Origin of the sequence: Pseudomonas sp. SIMBA_067, from assembly GCF_046534675.1 — a bacterium.
GTDB lineage: Bacteria > Pseudomonadota > Gammaproteobacteria > Pseudomonadales > Pseudomonadaceae > Aquipseudomonas > Aquipseudomonas putida.
In genome coordinates, this window is record NZ_JAWRYH010000008.1 from 289663 (window position 1) to 309237 (window position 19575).

General features: G+C 63.4%; 16 protein-coding genes. 13 read left to right on the top strand and 3 right to left on the bottom strand.

All coding sequences use genetic code 11. The annotated features are described in order from the left end of the window. Nucleotide 1: 1 nt before the first annotated feature. The 12 genes from SB765_RS19190 to SB765_RS19245 all read left to right on the top strand — a co-directional run bounded on the left by SB765_RS19190 (nucleotide 2) and on the right by SB765_RS19245 (nucleotide 16652). The gene (locus SB765_RS19190; RefSeq protein WP_410931757.1) at nucleotides 2-3079 is read left to right on the top strand and encodes a virulence factor SrfB; all 3078 of its coding nucleotides are present in this window, start codon (nucleotides 2-4) and stop codon (nucleotides 3077-3079) included. Beyond that, nucleotides 3076-5784 carry a virulence factor SrfC family protein gene (locus SB765_RS19195; protein WP_410911079.1) on the top strand — a complete coding sequence of 903 codons (2709 nt, stop codon included), beginning with the start codon at nucleotides 3076-3078 and terminating at the stop codon, nucleotides 5782-5784. The genes SB765_RS19190 and SB765_RS19195 overlap by 4 nt, the downstream gene beginning before the upstream one ends. Before the next feature lie 5 nt (nucleotides 5785-5789). Beyond that, nucleotides 5790-6830 (top strand): hypothetical protein, encoded by a 1041-nt coding sequence (locus SB765_RS19200; RefSeq protein ID WP_341797277.1) that lies wholly within the window; start codon nucleotides 5790-5792, stop codon nucleotides 6828-6830. Then, nucleotides 6827-8779, top strand: coding sequence for a vWA domain-containing protein (locus tag SB765_RS19205; protein WP_059395017.1), 1953 nt, complete (start codon nucleotides 6827-6829; stop codon nucleotides 8777-8779). Before SB765_RS19200 ends, SB765_RS19205 begins: the two co-directional genes overlap by 4 nt. Nucleotides 8780-8785: 6 nt before the next feature. After that, nucleotides 8786-9484, top strand: coding sequence for an ABC transporter ATP-binding protein (locus SB765_RS19210; protein ID WP_410911076.1), 699 nt, complete (start codon nucleotides 8786-8788; stop codon nucleotides 9482-9484). Continuing rightward, nucleotides 9468-10691, top strand: a complete 1224-nt coding sequence (locus tag SB765_RS19215) for an ABC transporter permease (RefSeq protein ID WP_410931758.1) — start codon at nucleotides 9468-9470, stop codon at nucleotides 10689-10691. Before SB765_RS19210 ends, SB765_RS19215 begins: the two co-directional genes overlap by 17 nt. Continuing rightward, nucleotides 10681-12231: a formylglycine-generating enzyme family protein gene (locus SB765_RS19220; RefSeq protein ID WP_410931759.1), complete on the top strand. Its 1551-nt coding sequence runs from the start codon at nucleotides 10681-10683 to the stop codon at nucleotides 12229-12231. Before SB765_RS19215 ends, SB765_RS19220 begins: the two co-directional genes overlap by 11 nt. Nucleotides 12232-12254: 23 nt before the next feature. After that, on the top strand, nucleotides 12255-12989 hold the full coding sequence (locus SB765_RS19225; RefSeq protein WP_049274575.1) for a hypothetical protein: 735 nt from the start codon (nucleotides 12255-12257) through the stop codon (nucleotides 12987-12989). A 13-nt stretch (nucleotides 12990-13002) separates the two neighbouring features. Beyond that, nucleotides 13003-13506: a hypothetical protein gene (locus SB765_RS19230; protein WP_016497500.1), complete on the top strand. Its 504-nt coding sequence runs from the start codon at nucleotides 13003-13005 to the stop codon at nucleotides 13504-13506. Between the two features lie 46 nt (nucleotides 13507-13552). Beyond that, a complete protein-coding gene (locus tag SB765_RS19235) occupies nucleotides 13553-14788 on the top strand; it encodes a hypothetical protein (protein WP_410931760.1) in 1236 nt (411 codons plus the stop codon). Nucleotides 14789-14796: 8 nt separating this feature from the next. After that, nucleotides 14797-16089 (top strand): hypothetical protein, encoded by a 1293-nt coding sequence (locus SB765_RS19240; RefSeq protein WP_410931761.1) that lies wholly within the window; start codon nucleotides 14797-14799, stop codon nucleotides 16087-16089. 125 nt (nucleotides 16090-16214) lie between these two features. Beyond that, entirely contained in the window at nucleotides 16215-16652 is a 438-nt protein-coding gene (locus SB765_RS19245; RefSeq protein ID WP_016497497.1) for a CBS domain-containing protein, read from the top strand. Between the two features lie 6 nt (nucleotides 16653-16658). On the opposite strand, the gene SB765_RS19250 is transcribed toward SB765_RS19245, so the two are convergent. From SB765_RS19250 to SB765_RS19260, 3 genes are all read right to left on the bottom strand, one after another. Further along, a complete protein-coding gene (locus tag SB765_RS19250) occupies nucleotides 16659-17297 on the bottom strand; it encodes a hypothetical protein (RefSeq protein WP_019473112.1) in 639 nt (212 codons plus the stop codon). A 69-nt stretch (nucleotides 17298-17366) separates the two neighbouring features. After that, nucleotides 17367-17609, bottom strand: a complete 243-nt coding sequence (locus SB765_RS19255; RefSeq protein ID WP_019473111.1) for a DUF2789 domain-containing protein — start codon at nucleotides 17607-17609, stop codon at nucleotides 17367-17369. A gap of 61 nt (nucleotides 17610-17670) precedes the next feature. Continuing rightward, complete coding sequence (locus SB765_RS19260) at nucleotides 17671-18129, bottom strand: aminoacyl-tRNA deacylase (protein WP_016484356.1); 459 nt, start codon at nucleotides 18127-18129, stop codon at nucleotides 17671-17673. A 98-nt stretch (nucleotides 18130-18227) separates the two neighbouring features. Between SB765_RS19260 and SB765_RS19265 the strand changes: the two genes are divergently transcribed. Beyond that, nucleotides 18228-19574, top strand: coding sequence for an NfeD family protein (locus tag SB765_RS19265; protein ID WP_410931762.1), 1347 nt, complete (start codon nucleotides 18228-18230; stop codon nucleotides 19572-19574). Nucleotide 19575: the final 1 nt, after the last annotated feature.

The following is a 19575-nucleotide window of genomic DNA, read 5'->3' on the forward strand; positions in this document are numbered from 1 at the left end:
GATGTTGCCCGAAATCACCCAGTTCGAAGAAACGGTCACGCTGGTCAGCGATACCGGAATTCAATTCATGGATTTCGCCCTGCGTCTCGGCCCGGATGGCGAGCAGACCGGCAAATTCGTCCAGCTCAACAACGGCATGGTGCCGACACGCCTGCTGTGGTCCAAGGAGTACAAGGACTTCTACGAGCCCGAGCCAGACAAAGTGGTGCAGGTGGAGTTCGACACCAGCGAAGAGAGCCACTTCCGCTTGCCCATGGAAGACAGCCTGAAGCTGCTGGACGGGGTCTGGTTGCCGATCCCGGTCCTGCGTTTCACGCCGCCTTATCGCTTTGACGAAGGCCCGAACAACTGGGCGCGCATGCGCCTGGTCAAGCTCGCGGAGCCCGATGTCGACGGCAACACCCACCGCCTCACCCTCGGCTTCGACAGCCGCACCATGCCAGTGGTTACCGGCGCACCGTACCTGGCGCCCAACGAAGACGACGTGCGCTCGGGCGTGGCGTTCAAGCTGGCGTGCAGTGCCCGCGAATATGGCTGGTTCCTGACGCACACATGGATCCGCGACTGGCTGGTGGAGGTGTACACCGAGGCGCGTGCCGAGTGGACGCGCGAACGCCTGGATCGTGACCTGCAGGGCAACCGCCACCTTGGCCACTATCTGAACCTGCTGAGCCTATTGCGCCGCCCGGTCCCGGCCGAGCAGAGCAACGAAAAGCCAAAGGTCGAGATCCCGGAAATCAAGGTGATCGCCAACGAGGCCAATGGCATCGTCAAGCCGATCCCGGTGGACCTGGTGCTGGACGTCGGCAACTCGCGCACCTGCGGCATCCTCATTGAGGACCATGGCCAGGCGGGTTCGGGCATGCGCCACAACTACGTACTGGCACTGCGCGACCTGAGCGAGCCGGAAAAAGTCTACAACCAGGCTTTCGAGAGCCGGGTCGAGTTCACCCACGCCGCCTTCGGCAAAGACCACCTGTCGATCAAGAGCGGCCGCCACAATGCCTTCCAGTGGCCGACCATCGCCCGTGTCGGCGGTGAAGCCAGCCGCCTGGCCAGCCGCAACCGCGGCACCGAAGGCTCGACCGGCCTCTCCAGCCCCAAACGCTACCTGTGGGATGAAAAGGCCTACGGCCATGGCTGGCGCTTCAACACCGCCTACGTCAAGACCGACAAGGAGCCAATGGCCGTCGCCGCGCCGTTCGCCAACCTGATCAACGACCGTGGCCAGCCGCTGTACCTCAAGCCCTTCGACATGCCGGTCTTCAACCCGCGCTATTCGCGCAGCAACCTGATGACCTTCATGCTGGCCGAAGTGGTGACCCAGGCGCTGACCCAGATCAACAGCCCGGCGCAGCGCTCGCGCCAGGGCCATGCGCGGGTGCCGCGCCTGCTCAACAGCATTACCCTGACCGTTCCACCAGGCATGCCCCAGGCCGAGCGCAGCCTGCTCAGCAACCGCCTGTACGAGGCCATTGGCCTGGTGTGGAAGAGCCTGGGCTGGCACCAGGACGAGAGCAACCCGTTCAAAGGCAAGGGCGTCGCGACCCGCACCCCGTTCCCTAGCGTGCGTGTGGAGTGGGACGAAGCCAGCTGCGGCCAGCTGGTCTACCTGTACAACGAGGTCAACGAGAACTTTGCCGGTCACCCGGAGGAGTTCTTTGCCACGCTGGCCCGCCCGGACAAGCTTGAGCACGAACAGATCACCCTGGCGACCATCGACATCGGCGGCGGCACCACGGACCTGGTGATTACCGATTACCGCCTGGATCGGGGCACCGGCGGTGGCGCCGGCGCCAACGCGCACATCGTGCCGAACCAGCGCTTCCGTGACGGCTTCAAGATTGCGGGCGATGACATCCTGCTGGATGTGATCCAGGAGTTCATCCTGCCCTCCTTCGCCAACGCGCTGCGCAATGCCGGCGTGCCGGCACCGGATGCGTTGATGTCGAGCCTGTGCGGGAACGGCGGAGCCACCGTCCAGGAACGCCTGCTGCGCCAGCAGTTGAACCTGCAAGTGTTCGTGCCGCTGGGCCTCGCACTGCTGAAGGCCTACGAGCAGTTCGACCCGGCCCTGCCACCCGCCGCGGTCGAGCAAACCTGGCAGCAGGCGCTGGGTGAAGCCGTTGTCAGCGACAAGGTGCTGGCGTACGTCGACGCCGCCGTGCGCCGCGAAGTGGGCCGCGATGGCACGCTTGACCTGCTGCAGACGCCGATCACCTTCGACCTCGAACAGGTGCACGCCGCGTTCATCGGCGGCCAGATCAACGTCACCAGAGCACTTGCCGAACTGTGCGAAGTGGTCGCCAAGTACCCTTGCGACATGCTGCTGCTGACGGGGCGGCCATCGCGCCTGCCAGGCATTCAGGCGTTCATCCGCCAGCGCCTGCCGCTGCCGCCCGGGCGCATTCTGCCGATGCAGAACTACCGCACCGGCGGCTGGTACCCGTTCCATCGCAACGGCCTGATCGACGACCCGAAGAGCACCGCATCGGTGGGCGCGATGATCTGCCTGCTGTGCTCCAACCACAGTGTGCCGAACTTCTATTTCCGCACCGCCGCGCTGAAGCCTTACTCGATCATCAAGCACTTTGGCCAGATCGACGCTGCCGGCACCATCAAGTATCACGACGTGCTCTACCACGACCTGAAGTCTGATAAAGGCCTGATCGAACTGCCCATCGTCGGCGAAGGCGATGAGCGTGGTACGCCTTGGCTGGAGATGCGCGGCGACCTGCACCTGGGTTACCGCCAACTGGCCACCGAGCGCTGGTCGGCCTCACCGCTTTACACGCTGCGTTTCACCCCCTCGGGCAAGGCAGCGTTCTCCAGGGCGATCGGCAAGAATGGCGAAGCGCCGGTTTTGCGCATCCGCCTTGAAGTCGAGCAGTTCGAACAGGAAGAACGCGACCAGGGGCTGATCAGCGACAAGCTGGTCATCCAGAAGCTGGAATCGAACATCCAGGATGCCGACTTCGACTTCGACCGGGATCTTGAACTCTCACTCAACACCATGCCAACCATGAGCTTGAGTGACAGCGACTATTGGCTCGACAGCGGGAACGTCAAAGGAAAATGAGCGACCTTACGCCAAAGCAACAGCAGTTGATGGGTGCCTGGGGCGCCATTCACAAAGGCGCCGGCGAGGCGCTGGAATGGATCGAGCAGGTGCGTGGCAATGCCGCCAGTGTCGAGGCCGAGGCCGATGGCCTCAACCTGCGACTACGCCAGGCCCGCAACCGCGCCAAGGACCTGCAGCGTGCCGCTTCCACACCCATGGTGATCGGCTTCTTCGGCCTGTCCCAGGCGGGCAAGTCGTACCTGATCTCGGCATTGGCCGCTGACCGCAGTGGCCGCCTGGAAACCGATTTCGGCGGCCGCACCCTGGACTTCATCGAACATGTGAACCCGACCGGCCTAGGCAAGGAAGCCACCGGCCTGGTCACCCGTTTCAGCCGGCGCGCCAGACCCAGCCCGGATGCCAACCATCCGGTCGAGCTGAAGCTGTTCAGCGAAATCGAAGTGGCAAAGATCCTGTCCAATGCCTGGTTCGAGGATTTCGACCAGGAAAAGCTGGATTACACCTATACAGACGAACGCATCCAGACCCTGCTGGCCGGCTTCGAGGGCCGCGAGAACGAAGGCCTGCAACCGGGCGTCAACGGCGATGACGTGGTCGCCCTGTGGGACTACCTCAAAGGCAACTACGAAAAGTCGGTGCGCAAGCTCAACGAGCTTTACTGGCCACGGGTGATCAAGCTGGCACCACGCCTGAACCCGCGCCAGCGTGCCAAGCTGTTTTCAGTACTGTGGGGCGAACAGGACGCCCTCACCGAAATTTATGAACTGCTGGTCGGCAGCCTGCAGAAACTGGGTTTCCCTGACACCGTCTACGCCCCCTTGAGCGTGCTGGTGAAGGAAGAAAACGGCGCCTACACCCAGGCCAACAGCATCATGAACGTCGATATTCTCGGCCGCCTGGGTACTGGCCGCGACCTGCCAGTAAACGTACTGCCGCTGCAGGGCGACAAGGTGCAGGGGAGCGTAACACTGTCGGTCGCGCAACTGGCGGCACTGACTGCCGAGATGACCTTCCGCTTGACCAACAGCCCCAAGGACCCGGTCGTTGAAGAAGTCGACCTGCTCGACTTCCCCGGTTACCGCACTCGCCAGAAGTTGCTGCGTATCGAAGATGCGGCAAGCCCGGACGTGGTCGAAGAGGTCAACCCGGCCGCCAGCCTGATCCTGCGTGGCAAGGTCGCCTATCTGTTCGAGCGCTATACCGACGCCCAGCAGATGAATGGCCTGGTGCTGTGCACCAGTTCGTTCAAGCAAAGCGAAGTGGTCAGCGTGGGGCCGGTGCTGACCCGCTGGATCCACAAGACACAGGGCGCCACGCCCAAAGAACGCAGCCAGCGCACCCCCGGCCTGATCTGGGCGCTGACCATGCTCGATGGCTTCATCGGCAACACGCTCGCCCTGAGCGAAGGGCAGCTGCCCGAAGGCTGCGAGAACATGATGAAGCTGACCATGATCGAGCGCTTCGGCAGCCAGGAGTGGATGAAAGACTGGTCCGGGGTACCGTTCAACAACACCTACCTGGTGCGCAAGCCGCGCCTGGATACCGCGTTCATCGAGCGCGATATCGGCAACGGCGAAGAAACCAGCCTGAACGAGCGCCATGCACCGCGCCTTGTACAGTTACAACAATGCTTCGCGCAAAGCCCGTCGGTGCTGCGGCACATCAAGGACCCGGCTGACGCCTGGGCCGCGATGCTCGAACTGAATGACGGCGGGATCACCCGCTTCAGTGGCAGCTTCCGGGGCATCAGCAACATCGACTTCAAGCTCACCCGTATCGAAGAACAGCTGGAACAGTGCCGCACCGACCTGCTGGAGCACGGCCTGAACACCTGGCGCGAGGAAGACTTCGAGCAACTGCTGAACAAGAAGCGTGAAAAAACCCAGTACCTGCTCGACAACCTGGGCGCCGACCCGGACGCGATCAGCGAACTGATCCATGCCTTGCAGGTGCCTGTCGAACAGCTGCGTGAACTGTACCTGGGCGGTGTGTACGACATCGACGGCATTGACGGCGAGGCCGGCGAAGAGCCGGAACCCGCCGTCAGGGCCCCGGCCAACAAGGCCCCGGCACTCAACTTCGGCAACGTGTTCGGCAACACTGCCTCGGCAACGCCAGCAGTTGCCCCCAAGCCTGTGGCCAAGCGCCTCAACTCCGAGCAACGCTTTGTACGCGCGGCGCTGAAGGCGTGGATCAAGCATATGCGCGAGCTGGGTACGCAACCGCTGCACCTGAGCAGCCTGCGCATGAGCCGCGAAGTGGTCGAGGCCCTGGTCGAGGAACTGGTCAGTGCAGTACGCCGACCGGCCTTCATCGAACAACTGGATGCCGCCGTCATGCGCCGGATTTTCAACGGCGTGCGCCGTGACCAGATAGTCCAGCGCCAGGTCCTGACCGTGCAACTGGCCATGCGGGACTTCCTGTCCTGGTTCGACCTGCTGGGCAAACCTGTCAGCGAGCGCCCGACCGCCCTGCTGGGTGAGGGCCAACCCGTATTCGGCGCCTACCAGACCTTCGCCCAGGGCGAATTGCCAGTGCTCCCGAAAGAGCCGTCCAACCAGGAGCAGAGCTTCCAGATCGACTGGCTGTCGAGCCTGGCCTGGCTGACCCAGGAAAACGCCAAAAGTGGCGCGGACCCGGAAATCACCACCGAGCAGCGACGCCAGCTGGCGGTGCTGCTGAACACCTTTCAAGCGAGTTGATTGCAATGGGTATCAGAGTTGATGTGCTGCCACTGGACGTGAACACACCAGGCCAAGGCCTGTTGCGGATCACCGGCTGGGAAGGCACCAGCGAAGGGCTGCAATGCTCTCTGCAAAGTAGCCAGTCCCACGAGTTTCTTCATGATGGCGGGCACTGGGCCAAAGTGGCTCACTGGTTCCGCCTGGATGGCATGAATGCTGTCGCAGGCGCCCCGGCCATCGAAACGCGGATCGGCCCCAACCTGATCAACCCATTGCTGCAAGCCAGCGGTACCGCCACCTTCCGCATCGAGGTCAGCGACCCGCAGACCGGGCGCAGCGACCTTGGCATGGTGCGTATCAACAGCGCCATCATCGCGTCTGTCGAGTCTGGGCCAGCGCTGGAGAAATCGCCGCCCCCGGCACCGTTGCCCAGCGCGACGGTGATTGTCGAGCCACCTGCGGTGACCACCCCTGAGCCTGCTCCGGCAGTGGCGCCAGAACCCGAGCCCGAAGCCGCGCCAGCCCCCCAGCCGGCACCTGTGGCACCGCCGCCGAAGGCGCCTGCCAAGCAAGGCCAGAAGTGGGTGCTGCCCCTGTTGGCCCTGATCCTGCTGGCGCTTGCCGCCGGGGGCGGTTGGTGGTGGTTCAACCGCAGCGCAGGCGAAGCAACTGCAGCCGTGCCGCCTGAAGACAAGCCCGTCGCACAGGCCGACGCGGCCAAACCTTGTTCGCTGGAAAGCATGCAAGGCCAGACGTCACTGGCGTTCCTGCAGTCGTGCATCCAGAGCAAACCGGACAGCGCCGCACTGCTTGAAGTGATCAGCCTGGCCAAGGCCAACGACCAGTGCGATGTGGCCCAGCGCCTGTATGCCAACCGCGCCAATGCCGGTGACATCCAGATCGCCACGGCCTACGCTCACGAATACGACCCCAAGTACCACCAGCCAAGCAACTGCTTCAAGGCGCCGGAAGCCGCCACCGCAGCCTCCTGGTACGAGACCATCCTCAGCTTCGATGAAAACAACGCCGAAGCCAAGCAGCGCTACGAGGAGCTCAAGCCATGAAGATGCGTAGCATTGGCGCCGCGCTGCTGGCCTTGTCGCTCAGCCCTGCCCTGCAGGCGGCCGACAAGCCCCTGCTGCAGGACGGCAAGAAAACCCTGTTCCAGCGCGTGTTGACCACGCCGGGCTGCAAGCTGAGCGATAACGCCGGGGCTGCCCCTGGCGCCGCGCAACCCACCTTCAGCCGCTTCTACGTGTACGAACGCGCCCAGGCTGACGCCCGCGAGTGGCTGCGGGTCGGCCCTGACACGCAGGGCAAGAGCATCGGCTGGCTGCCTGCCGATTGCACCGTCGAATGGAAAATGCAGCTGACCCTGGCGTTTACCAACCCCGCCAACCGTGATCGGCTGATGTTCTTCAAGGAGCGCAACCAGCTCGAAGGCATTCTCAACGCCCCCGACCCGGTCAGCCATGTGGCCCCGCTACGCGCCAAGCTCAAGCACGGCACCGAGGCGCCCGGCGTGCTGGCCGAAGAGCCCGAATACTTCGTCGACCTGCAGAAAAACTTCTACCTGCTGCCCGTGCTCAGCGGCGAAGAAGTGATGACCGAGGAAGGCTTCCGCACGCGCATCCTCAATGTGGCTTCGGTCAGCAAGGCCGACAGTGCCGCAGCTGCCACACCTGCGCCTGCCCAGGCCGCTGCCAACCAGCAGTTGAAGGCGTTCAGCGCGGCCGTGGTGTTCGTCATCGACTCGACCATTTCGATGGACCCGTACATCGACCGCACCCGCGAGGCGATCAAGCGCGTGTACGGGCAGATCGAGAAGGAAAACCTCGGTAAGCAGGTCAAGTTCGGCCTGGTCGCCTACCGCTCCAGCACCAAAGCCGTGCCGGGCCTGGAATACGTCAGCAAGATGTACGCCGACCCCAACACGGTGAAGGACGGTGCCGACTTCATGGCCAAGGTCGCGGACCTGAAGCAAGCCAAGGTGTCGAGCAGCGAGTTCAACGAAGATGCCTACGCCGGTGTCATGTCTGCCGTCGACCAGATCGACTGGAGCCAGTTTGGCGCACGCTATGTGGTGCTGATCACCGATGCCGGCGCCATTGACGGGGGTGACAAGCTGTCGAGCACCGGCCTTGGCGCCGAACAGGTCAAGATCGAAGCCAGCAACCCTGGCGTGGCCCTGTACACCCTGCACCTGAAAACCCCCAGCGGCGCCAAGAACCACAGCTCCGCCGAAGCGCAGTACCGCACCCTGTCGAACTACCCGGGCACCAACACCTCGCTGTACTACCCGGTCAATGCCGGCGATGTAGAGGCCTTTGGCCGCAAGGTCGACGGCCTGGCTGCCGCCATCACCCAGCAAGTGCGGGCGGCCTACATGGGCGAGGCGGCCATCGGCAGCGCAAACAATGCCAAGGCCGACCCTGCCGAGAAGAAAATGCTCGAGGATGCCGCACTGATCGGCCACGCCATGCAGCTAGCCTACCTGGGCAAGGCCAACGGTACCCAGGCGCCGCCGGTGTTCCAGGCCTGGATCAGCGACCGCGACCTGATCAAACAGAACGTGCCGACCACCGATGTGCGCGTCCTGCTGACCAAAGCCCAACTCAGCGACCTGAGCGATGTACTCAAGCAGATCCTGGATGCCGCCAACGAAGGCATGATTTCGCCAGACGAAATGTTCACCCGCCTGCGCTCGGTTGCCGCGACCATGGGTGCCGACCCGAACCAGCTGAAGCAAGGCTCGACCACTCGCGTGGCAGACCTGGGCGTGCTTGGCGAGTACCTGCAAGACCTGCCCTACCAGAGCGAAGTGCTGAACCTGGACGAAGAAACCTGGAAGGGCTGGGATGGCCTGGCCCAGGAGAAATTCATCCGTAGCCTGAGCACCAAGCTGCGCCATTACCAACGCTACAACGCCGATGTCGACCGCTGGGTTGCCCTGGCGCCGGGCAGTGACAGCCGCGACAACGTCTACCCGGTACCGCTGGAAATGATGCCCTGACCCCATATGCTCGATATCAAGGGACTACTAGTCGTTCGAGGCGAAGGATCGCAGGCTCACCGGGTACGGCTGGACGCCCTGTGCCTGCAACCCGGCGAAGTGCGTGCCATCACGGGCGAGAGCGGCTGCGGCAAGAGCACACTGCTGGAGGCCATTGGCCTGCTGCTCAAGCCTGAGCAACTGACGCACTACAGGCTTGGCCCGCAACGCCAGGACGTGGCCAGCCTGCTGGCCAGCGACCAGCAGCCAGCGTTGGCGGCATTGCGTTCGCGCGAGCTGGGCTTTGTGCTGCAGAACGGCGGGCTGCTGCCTTTTCTCAGTGTGCGCGACAACATCCTGCTGCCACGCCGCCTGCTCGGCCTGCCACCTGCCAGCACGGCGGTGGACAAGGCTGTCGAGGCACTGCGCCTGGCGCCGCTGCTGGGCAAGCTACCCCAGGCGCTGTCCATCGGCGAGCGTCAGCGGGTGGCCTGCGTGCGTGCCATCGCCCATGAACCCCGGGTGCTGTTGGCCGACGAGCCCACCGCCGCGCTCGACCCGCACAATGCAGCGCGGCTGTTCGAACTGCTGCTGCAGCTGGTGGCTGAGCTAGGGCTGAGCGCCTTGGTCGTGTCCCACGACTGGGCACTGGTCGAACGCTTCGGCCTGCCGCGCCTGGGTGCCATCAACGGTCAAGGGGAAACACGCTTTGAACCCGTGGCATAAACGCCTGGCACTGCTGGCACGGTTATCCCTGGCCGATCTCTGGCACGACCGTAACGTTTCCTTGTGCATGGCGGCCTCGCTGGTCGCTGTCATTGCCCCGCTGTTGTTGCTGTTCGGCCTCAAGCACGGGGTGGTCAGCCAACTGCAACAGGAACTGCTCAGCGACCCCCGAAACCTTGAGGTCAAGATGCTCAGCAGCGGCCATTTCGACCAAGCCTGGCTGCAACGGTTGCAGGCACGCCCGGAGGTGGGCTTCGCCATCGGCCAGACCCGCTCGCTGAACACCCAGGCCGACCTGCTGGGTACACACGGCCGCTTCGCCGACAACGTCGAGGTCATCCCTACCCGGGCCGGCGATCCCTTGTTGGCAACAGATCTGAGTGAGCTGGCGCCCGACCAGGTGATTCTCAGCGAACGAGCCGCCGAACGGCTCGACGCCAAGGCCGGTGACACCCTGCGCTTGCGCGTTGCCCGGCGCCTGAACGAAGTCAACGAGCGTGGCGAGCGCACGTTGCAGGTAAGTGCCATCGTCAGCTCGGTGCGCTTCGCCCGCCCTGCAGCCTTCGTCAGCCCCGAGCTGCTGATGGAGCTGGAACACTATCGCGACGGTTATCTGGTCGCCAGCCTCGGGGCAAGCAGTGGCCAGGCCCTTGATGCCCTGAACGTCGGCTACGCCCGGGCCCGGGTCTATGCGCGGGACATCGACAGCGTGGCACCGCTGGAGCGCTGGCTTAACGAACAGCGCATCGAAACCGCCAGCCGCCTGGCAGAAATCAACAGCGTCAAGGCAATCAACCACGTGCTCGGGCTGATTTTCAGCGTTATTGCCGGGGCCGCCCTGATCGGCTGCATCGCCTCGCTGGTCGGCGCCTTCCTGGCCAACATCGATCGCAAGCGCCGCCACCTGGCCGTGCTGCGCCTGCTGGGCTTCAGCAGCCCCGCGGTATCGGCCTACGTGGTGCTTCAAGCACTCGTGCTGAGCCTGGTGGGCTACCTGGGCGGCCTTGGCAGCTACTACCTCGGCAGCCTGCTGTTCGACCGCTTGCTGGTCAGCAGCCAGGCAACCGGCGCCTTCATTTGTCACATCACCGTATGGCATGGCCTGGTCGCCCTGCTGCTGGCCTTCCTGGTCGCCGGCCTGGTCGCCCTGATCGGCGCCTTGCGTGCCATACGCATACAACCTGCGGAGAGCCTACGTGAACTCTAAAGCCTACAGTCGCCTGCTTCTGGCGCCACTTGCTCTCGGCTTTGCGCTGCAAGCCACAGCGGCGACCTGGGAAGAGAAATACTACAACCCCATGGCCGACGCCGATGACGTGGTGCTGCCCATGCCGTGTGACGGCGCCATGGTGTTTCGCAAGGTGATGATCCCGGTGGCCGGCCCGCTGGACGACTACCCCATCAACATCGGCCAGGACAGCGCCGAGTGGGGCTATGTCGAGCAGACCCGCCCGGCGTTCATTGCCGGCAGTTTCACCAGTGCCAAAGGTGAGAAGTCGCGCTACTACCTGCTGGCCAAATACGAGATGAGCCAGCTGCAGTACAGGGCGTTGATGGACGAAACCTGCCCGACCGCCTCCAACAAGCAGCGCCTGCCGATTGTATCGGTGTCGTGGCTGGACGCCCTGCAGGCTGCCGACAAGTACAACCGCTGGTTGCGTGCCAATGCACCCGACAAGCTGCCCCGAGAAGATGGCGCCCAAGGCTTCTTGCGCCTGCCAACCGAGGTGGAGTGGGAATTCGCCGCGCGTGGCGGTTTGCAAGTCAGCACGGCCGAGTTCCGCGATGGCCGCTACCCCATGCCCGAAGGCCTGAATGCCTACGAGTGGTTCGCCGGCGCGCAGTCCGCCAACGGCCAGTTGCAGCTGAGCGGGCTGCTCAAGCCCAACCCGCTGGGCCTGCATGACATGCTCGGCAATGCCAGCGAGATGATGTTCGAGCCGTTCCGCCTGAACAAGCTCGACCGCCAGCACGGCCAGGCCGGTGGCTATGTGGTGCGCGGTGGCAACTACCTGACCAGCGAAGGCGACCTGCGCACCTCGCTGCGCCAGGAAGAGCCGTACTACAACGCCGAGGGTGCAGTGGCCAAGAAAACCAACGGCCTGCGCCTGGCCATGGTTTCCCCGACCCTCACCTCGCGCGACCGGGTAAAAAACATCGAGAAGAGCTGGAGCAACCTGGGCAACGATCAACCGGCTGCCGAAAGCAAGCAGAAAGGCACCGTCAAGGCGCTGGAAGAGCTTGCTTCCAACGTGGAAGACGAAGCCCTGAAGAACCAGCTCAAGACCGTCGAGAACCAACTGCGCGCCAGCAACCAGCAGCAGCAGGAAGCGCGAGACCAGGCGATTCGCGCCAGCCTCAACCTGGGCGCCTTCCTGTGCACCAAGATGCTCGACGACGGCCAGTACCTGGACTTTTTGCAGAAAAACTACGCCAGCAACTGCAAGGCCGGCGAAGAAGACCCGACCTGTGGCGTGCGCAAGGTCAAGCTCGAAGAGCAACAGGAGCGCCTGCACAAGCTCAGCCGCTACTACGCCAGCTCCCTGGTGGAGTCGGGTTCGCTGTACGGCAAGGACCTGCTCGAAGCCCAGGTGCCGGTGCTGGACGGTTCGTTCAAAGCCAACAAGAACCTCAAGGACCTGTCGCCCTACCTGCGTACCCACTGGGCCAACCAGATGTCGTTCCTCAAGACACAGAAGATTGATGCCAACGCATGGCTGAACAGCTGCAAGACCGTCGCACACTGACCCAAGGACATCCAGGAGCCACCATGAACTTCCCTACATCCACCCGTATCAACCCTTGGTTGGGTCTGCTGATGGCTGCTTGCCTGGCCGTTACCGGTTGTGCCAATACCGGTAGCTCGATGACAGGTAGCCAGGGCACTGTCGATCCGCGCCTGACCAGCGGCAACGATGCCAAGTTCTTTACCACATCGGGCTTCCAGGCCTGTGCCATCGCGGCCAGCGCTGGCATTCTTGCCTGCATGCTGTCCAACTCCGGCAATAAGGCAGCCTGCTCGATCATTGCCGGTGTCGGCGCGTGCGGTGTGGCCATGGGCGCCAACTACTACCTTGATCAGCGCCGGGCGAAATATGCCGATACCACCGAGCGCCTGAACGCGATGACTACCGAAGTGCAGGGTGAAACCGCCAAGGTCGCGCAGCGCAGCGATACGCTGCAACGCGTCATCAACGACGACAAGCAACAAATTGCCAGCATCCAGCAGAGCATGAAAGCCAAGACCCTGGACAAGGCCAAGGCCCAGCGGGATATCGCCAACATCGACCAGAACATCGGGTTGATGCGCAAAGACCTGACCAACATGAAAAAACGCGTTACCGAATACCAGCAGGTGGCCAAGCTTGAACGTGATGGCGGCGCCAGCCAGGCCGAAGTGCAAAAGGTCGAAGCCGAGATCACCAAGATGAACACCAAGGTCGCCTCGCTGCAGCAGGAGGTCGATGGCCTCTACAGCCAGCGTTCGGCAATCACCCTGGGCTGAAGGAGTGCACGCCATGTTTCTACGTAACTGCCTGTGCCTGGCACTGCTGGCCAGCCTTGCCGGTTGTGCGACCACTGCCTCCCAGTGCAATGCCTCCGACAGCAGCGCCAGCCTGATCGGCAAGCTCAACTGCGATTACGGCGGAGGTTATGCCGAGGGTGTACGCAACAGCGAACAGGAGCTGCTCAGCGCCAAGGAGCAGAACCGCCAGTTCAACGAAGTGTACGCACAACTGAGTGCACTGCAGGCCTCGACCCGCCAGGACCTGCAAAGCCAGCAGCGGCAGCAGGCCAGCCTGGAAAAATCGTTGAACGACCTGCTGGGCACGCTCAAGGCGCGCCATGGCAACAAGAGCGATGTGCAAAAGCAGATCGCCGGCCTGGAGCAACAGCTCAAGGCTAACCAGGCCGCACCCTCGCAAAATGCCAGCAACGCCCAGATCGAAGCCCGCAAGCAGAAGCTCGCGGCCCTTCAACAACAGGTCAGCCGCCTTCAGCTGAGCCTGGGTTACGAGTAAAACCTCATCGGCAGCTTCGGCTGCCGAATCTTCTCAGGATATCCACATGCAGCGGGTCACCCGCGACACCAGCCCCGCCAAGGACGACCTGCGGGTGCTCGAACAGGCCATGGCGATCATCGTCAGGCATTTTCCGCCGAGCATCGCTCATCTGTTTGCCACCCCACGCAACGGCAAGGATGGCGTGCGCGAATGGTGGTCGGAACTGCAAGGCCAACCGCACCAATACCATGACCTCGGCGCCGAGCAACAGGCCGCGTTGCTGCGCCTCTACGACGAGCGCCAGGAAGCCGTACACCAGCTGGTAAGCAAACTGGAAAGCCTGGGCCAGGCCAACGATGCGGCGCTGCTGCGCAAGCTCATCGGGCCTGCCGACCTGAACAACCTGTACAGCATCAACGGCCAACCGCTGGTCGTGCGCTGGGCCGAAGCTGCCCCGGTCAAGCCGTCGCCCACACCGCTGCCGCCACGCCCCGCGCCCGTGGTACGTCGGCGCTGGGTATGGCTGCCATGGTTCTTGTTGCCACTGCTCGGCCTGCTGTTGCTGGCCCTGGCCTTGTGGTTCGGCTGGCCCTACCTGCAGCATTGGCTTGGCAACCGCCCCGCCACGCCCTTCGCCTGCGTGAAAGACACCCGCATACAGCCGCCCGAATTTTCCGTGGTGCTCGACACATCGGGTTCGATGCAACTCAACGTCGCCACCACCCTTGAAGACGAACAATGGTTCTTCCAGCACATCAATGACGACCCGAACATCGATCAGCAGCGTGTCGCGCAACTTACCCGGGCCCCGGTGCGTATGGACGTGGCCAAGAGCAGCCTGACCCACCTGATCAACGACCTGCACCCGGCGGTGGATATGCGCGTGGTGACCTTCGATGGCTGCCGCGCGCCGCTGGACCACGGCGTGTTCACCCTGGCCCAGCGCCCGGCATTGATCAAAGGTATCCAGGCACTGGTACCCAATGATGGCACCGCCCTGGCGGCCAGCCTTGATGTGGCGGCCAAAACAATGAACGGTCGCGACCGCGATGGGGTGATCCTGATGTTCATCGACGGTGCCGACGGCTGTGAACAGGACGTGTGTGCAGTGGCGCAGCGGATTGCCCGCGAGCAGCCGAGGTTGCGCGTCAATCTGGTCGACATCAGCAACAGCAATTTGGCCAGCTGTGTGGCCGAGAGTACGGGTGGGAGCATCTATTCCGCCAGCGATGCCGGGCAGGTTGCCACGGCCATCAAGCTTGCCAGCCAGGAAGTCTCCAGCACAGCCGATTGCGACTAGGACAAAACATGCAAAGGGTAAACCGCGACACCCACGCCAGCCAGGATGCTGCCAGCGCGCTCGAACTCAGGGTGGCGTTGATCCGTCAGCACTTTCCGCCGGGCATCGCTCACCTGTACGCAATACCCCGGCAGGGCCGCGACGGTGTGCTGGAATGGTGGTCTGAACTGGAGGGGCAACCGCATCTGTATGCCACCCTCGGCCGAGAGCAGCAGGCTGCCTTGCTCAAGCGCTATGAAGAGCGCCAGGCAGCCGTCAGCCAATTGGCCGATGAGCTGCAACGGCGCGGCCAGGCGCCCGCAGCCGAAGCGTTGCGCACACTGATCGGCCGACCCGACCTTGCCAACCTGTACAGCATCAACGACGAACCCTTGGTGATTCGCTGGGGGCAGCCGGCACCTGTCGCTGCGCCGCCCGTGGTGTCGCCACCTCCGGCACCGCGACAGCCAGCGCCGGCCAAGCCAAAACCCGCACCAACCCCCAAGCCCACCCGGACACGAACCGTGGTGATGACCGAACGCCGCCGCCTGCGCCTGTGGCCCTGGCTGCTGTTTGGCCTGTTACTGCTCCTGCTCTACTGGCTGTACAGCAGCTGGCCTGTGCTGTACCAGCGCTGGCAGGGCTATACGCAGACTGCAATCTGTACCCCGGGGGGCGCCTTCCAGGCATCGGAGTTTGCGGTGGTGCTGGACACCTCGGGCTCCATGGACCAGCGCATCAGGGTGAAAAAGGAAGATGACCCTTGGTACATCGGCCTGCTGGCCCGCATTCCTTACGTTGACGAGCTGCTGGCCAACAACCAGCCGCAACGGCTCACCCGCATGGACGTGGCAAAAAGCTCGCTGACCGCAGTGATCGGCGACCTGGACAAGGCCGTGGACATGCGCCTGGTAACCTTCGATGGCTGCCGCAGCCCGGTGGACCACGGCGTCTTTGGCCAAGGCCAGCGCGCAGACCTGGCCAAGCGGGTGGCCGACCTGAACGCACGTGGCGGGACGGGGCTGGGTATCAGCCTGCAAGCAGCCGCCAGCAAGATGAACGGCCGTGATCGGGATGGCGTGATCGTGATGTTCGTGGATGGCCGGGACAGTTGCGGTACCAGTGTGTGCAGCGTGTCGGAACAGATCGCCAAAAACCAGCCGCGCCTGCGCATCAACGTAGTCAACATCAGCGCCAGCACCGGCTCCAACTGCGCAGCCAGCAACACCGGCGGGCGGGTGTATACCGCCAACGATGCCGCCGCTGTGGCCGCGGCACTCAAGGAAGCGAGCCAGGAGGTGGCCGCGACCGGTTGCCCGTAGGCGCAATGACGGCTGATGACGTTTTTCAATCGACTCCATGCCGTTTCCTGCATTGCCGTGCAGAGCGCCGTGCCGGATGCTTTAGTTACTCCGAGACAGCGCTTTTTTCACCCGCAGAGGCCCGTATGAAGACCGTCGAACAACTCCTCAAGACCAAGTCCCAGCACCAGACCGTTTACACCATCGGCCCGGATGACTCGGTGCTCGACGCCCTGAAAGTGCTGGCGGAGAAAAACGTCGGTGCGTTGCCCGTGGTCGAGGGCGACCAGGTGGTGGGTATCGTCAGTGAACGGGACTATGCGCGCAAACTGGTCCTCAAGGGCCGCTCTTCCGCCGCCACCCCGGTGCGCGAAATCATGAGCGCACCCGTGGTCACCGTGGAACCGAAGCGGAAGCTCGATTTCTGCATGAACCTGATGACCGACCGTCACCTGCGTCACCTGCCGGTGGTCGACAACGGCAAGCTGCTCGGCCTGCTGTCGATCGGCGACCTGGTCAAGGAAACCATCACCGAACAGGCCAGCCTGATTCAGCAGCTGGAGCAGTACATCCGCGGCGAATGACGCCCCTCAATGGTAGGCGCGCTCCAGCTCGTCCAGTTGATGGTCAAAGCTGCGCAGGCGCGCCGACCAGGTGTACACCAGCACCTCCAGGTCACGGTTGAGCACGGCAGTATTGCCATTGCCACTGCAGGTTGGCTCGCCCAGGTCCAGCTGGTAGCGTTCACGAGCCATGGCCTGGGCCACGCTGGACAGGTCGCGGGCATTGGCCAGCCAATGGTGATGGTGGTCATGGATTTCACGGTCGAGTACCCGGCACTGTCGCTTCAGCGCATCCAGGCTCTGCTCCAGCGGCGTGCCCTTGAGCTCGCCCATGACTTCTTCGAACGTGCGCCCCGAATGCCAGTAGCTGCCCCAGAAATAGCGGTCGAATACTGTCTCGACGCGGCGTAGCGCCACCTTGGTGTTCCAGATGGTGAGCAACGTTCGTCCCTGAATCACTTCGCGCTTGTTCAGGTGCAACTGTTGCCAGGCGATCCAGGTCAGCGCCACCAATACCACCGCCACCGTGACAGCGGCAGCCGCATACAGGAAGTGCACAGCCTGGTTCATCTGTTGCGTTTGCCTGATGCCATAGAAGTAACTGGCCGTCAGGGTGCCCAGGATCGTCACGGAGCACCAGAAACCTGGTGCATAGGGATCTTTCATCGCGCTATCCCCTTATTGTTTTCCTGAGCATAGCAACGGCCAATCACTCGTCAGGTGCCGCTCGGCGCTTTATTTTCGGGGGCGGCGCAACGCTTCGTTGAGTTGATCGAAGGGCACGGCCCAATCGGAATCTTCAATGATGCTTTCCTTGAGAAAAGCACGCTGGGAGTCGGTCCAGAACGGCGCATCCACCAGCTTTATCTCGTTCTTCAGCGGAGAATGGCTGGTGATGAACTGATCAATACTCTCGGGATCGTCGGGCAAGCCCAACTGTTTAAACAAGTCGGCAAAGGGATGGATCGGCGCTTCCATGGTTCCTCCTGAGCGCCAGGCAGGCCGTCCACGACGCCCGTCTGGCATGGGTGTGAAAACATCAGCACAGCTCGCGCACTTCGGCGTGCGGCACCAATTTCATGTACTGCTCCATGCTCATGTGGATCAGGTGATCGTGGTCACCCGCCTCCAGATAGACATCGCCTTGGCGAGTAAGACTCGGATCAAGCAGCATTTTTATCTGGTAGGCGTCGCCAAGGGCCGGCACGGCGCCGCGCTCGCAGTCGCCGAACAAGCTCGGCAGGCCGCTTTCTCGGGTCAATTGCCAGGCCCCGGACATGCGCACCTTGGTCATGTCCAGATGCCGGTTGGCCGGTAGCACGGCCATGATGTAGTTGCCATGCCGGTCATCGAGCATCACCGACTTGGCGACCCGCTCGGCGGGCACGCCGGCCGTACGGGCCGACTCCAGGCTGGTGGCCGAGTGTGGATGGGGAATGATGTCGTAGTCGCAGTTGGCCTTGTCCAGGCGGGCCTGCAGGGTCTTTGCCATACGCATGATGCACCTCCGGTTTCGCCCCCCAATCTCCAATTTTAGGCCGGCTGGCGCCAGCCAGGGCTAAACTTGTGTAATAGGGCCAAACGAGGTGACGACAGGTGATCGCCCGCTGCTGGCGCTGGCTGTTGCTGCTGTTGCTGCTTGGCATCACGCCAGGTGGCCAGGCAGCGCCCGGTGCAGTGTGGGTGCTGGGCATCGATGATGCCATCGGCCCGGCCAGCGCCGACTACCTGGTACGCAGCCTCGACCAGGCCCAGGCCCAGGGCGCGCAACTGGTGGTGATCCGCATGGACACCCCAGGTGGCCTGGACAGCGCCATGCGCCAGATGATCAAGGCGATTCTCGCCAGCCCCGTGCCGGTTGCCACCTACGTGGCCCCAAGCGGTGCCCGCGCTGCCAGCGCCGGCACCTATATTCTCTACGCCAGCCATGTTGCCGCGATGGCCCCCGGGACCAACCTGGGGGCCGCCACACCCGTACAGATTGGCGCCCCCCCAGGTGCGCCCAAGGACGACAAGACCAAAGGCAGCGATGATGAAACCCTGGCACACAAGCAGGTCAACGATGCCGCTGCGTACATCCGCGGCCTGGCGCAGCTGCGCGGGCGCAATGCCGATTGGGCGGAGAAGGCCGTGCGCGAGGCTGTCAGCCTTCCTGCCAGCGAAGCCTTGCGGCTGAATGTGATCGACCAGGTAGCCGACGACCTGCCCGCCCTGCTGCGCAAACTCGACGGCAAAACGCTGGAGGCCGCCGGCCAGCCACACCAGTTGCAGACAGCCGGCGCCAGCCTGGTGGAGCACCTGCCGGATTGGCGCACCCGGGTACTGGCGGTCATTACCAACCCGAGCGTGGCGCTGATCCTGATCATGGTCGGGGTGTACGGCCTGTTGTTCGAATTCATGAGCCCCGGCTCTACCTTGGGAGGCGTGGTCGGCGGCATCTGCCTGCTATTGGCACTGTACGCCCTGCAGCTGTTACCGGTGAGCTTCGCCGGGGTGGCGCTGATCTTGCTGGGCATCGCTTTCATGATCGCCGAAGCCTTCCTGCCCAGTTTCGGCGTGGTCGGGTTTGGCGGCATCGTTGCCTTTGTGGTCGGCGCGCTGATCCTGATCGACACCGACGCACCCGGCTACGGTATCCCGCTGGCCTTGATCGGTACCCTGGCAGTGCTCTCGGCGCTGTTGATCGGCGGCGTGCTGGGCATGGCCCTCAAGGCACGTCAACGGGCGCTGGTCAGCGGTGACTCCAGCCTGGTCGGCAGCCTGGTCACCGTCACCCAAGTGATGGCAGGCAACCCGTTCCGTGGCGTGGTACTGGCCCAGGGCGAGGAATGGCAAGTGCAGTGCGCAACGCCGCTGCAAGCTGGCCAGGACGTGCGGGTGACCGCGCGCCATGGCGTGATGCTGGACGTGAGCGCCGCCGCGCCTGCGGCGCAAGGAGAATAAC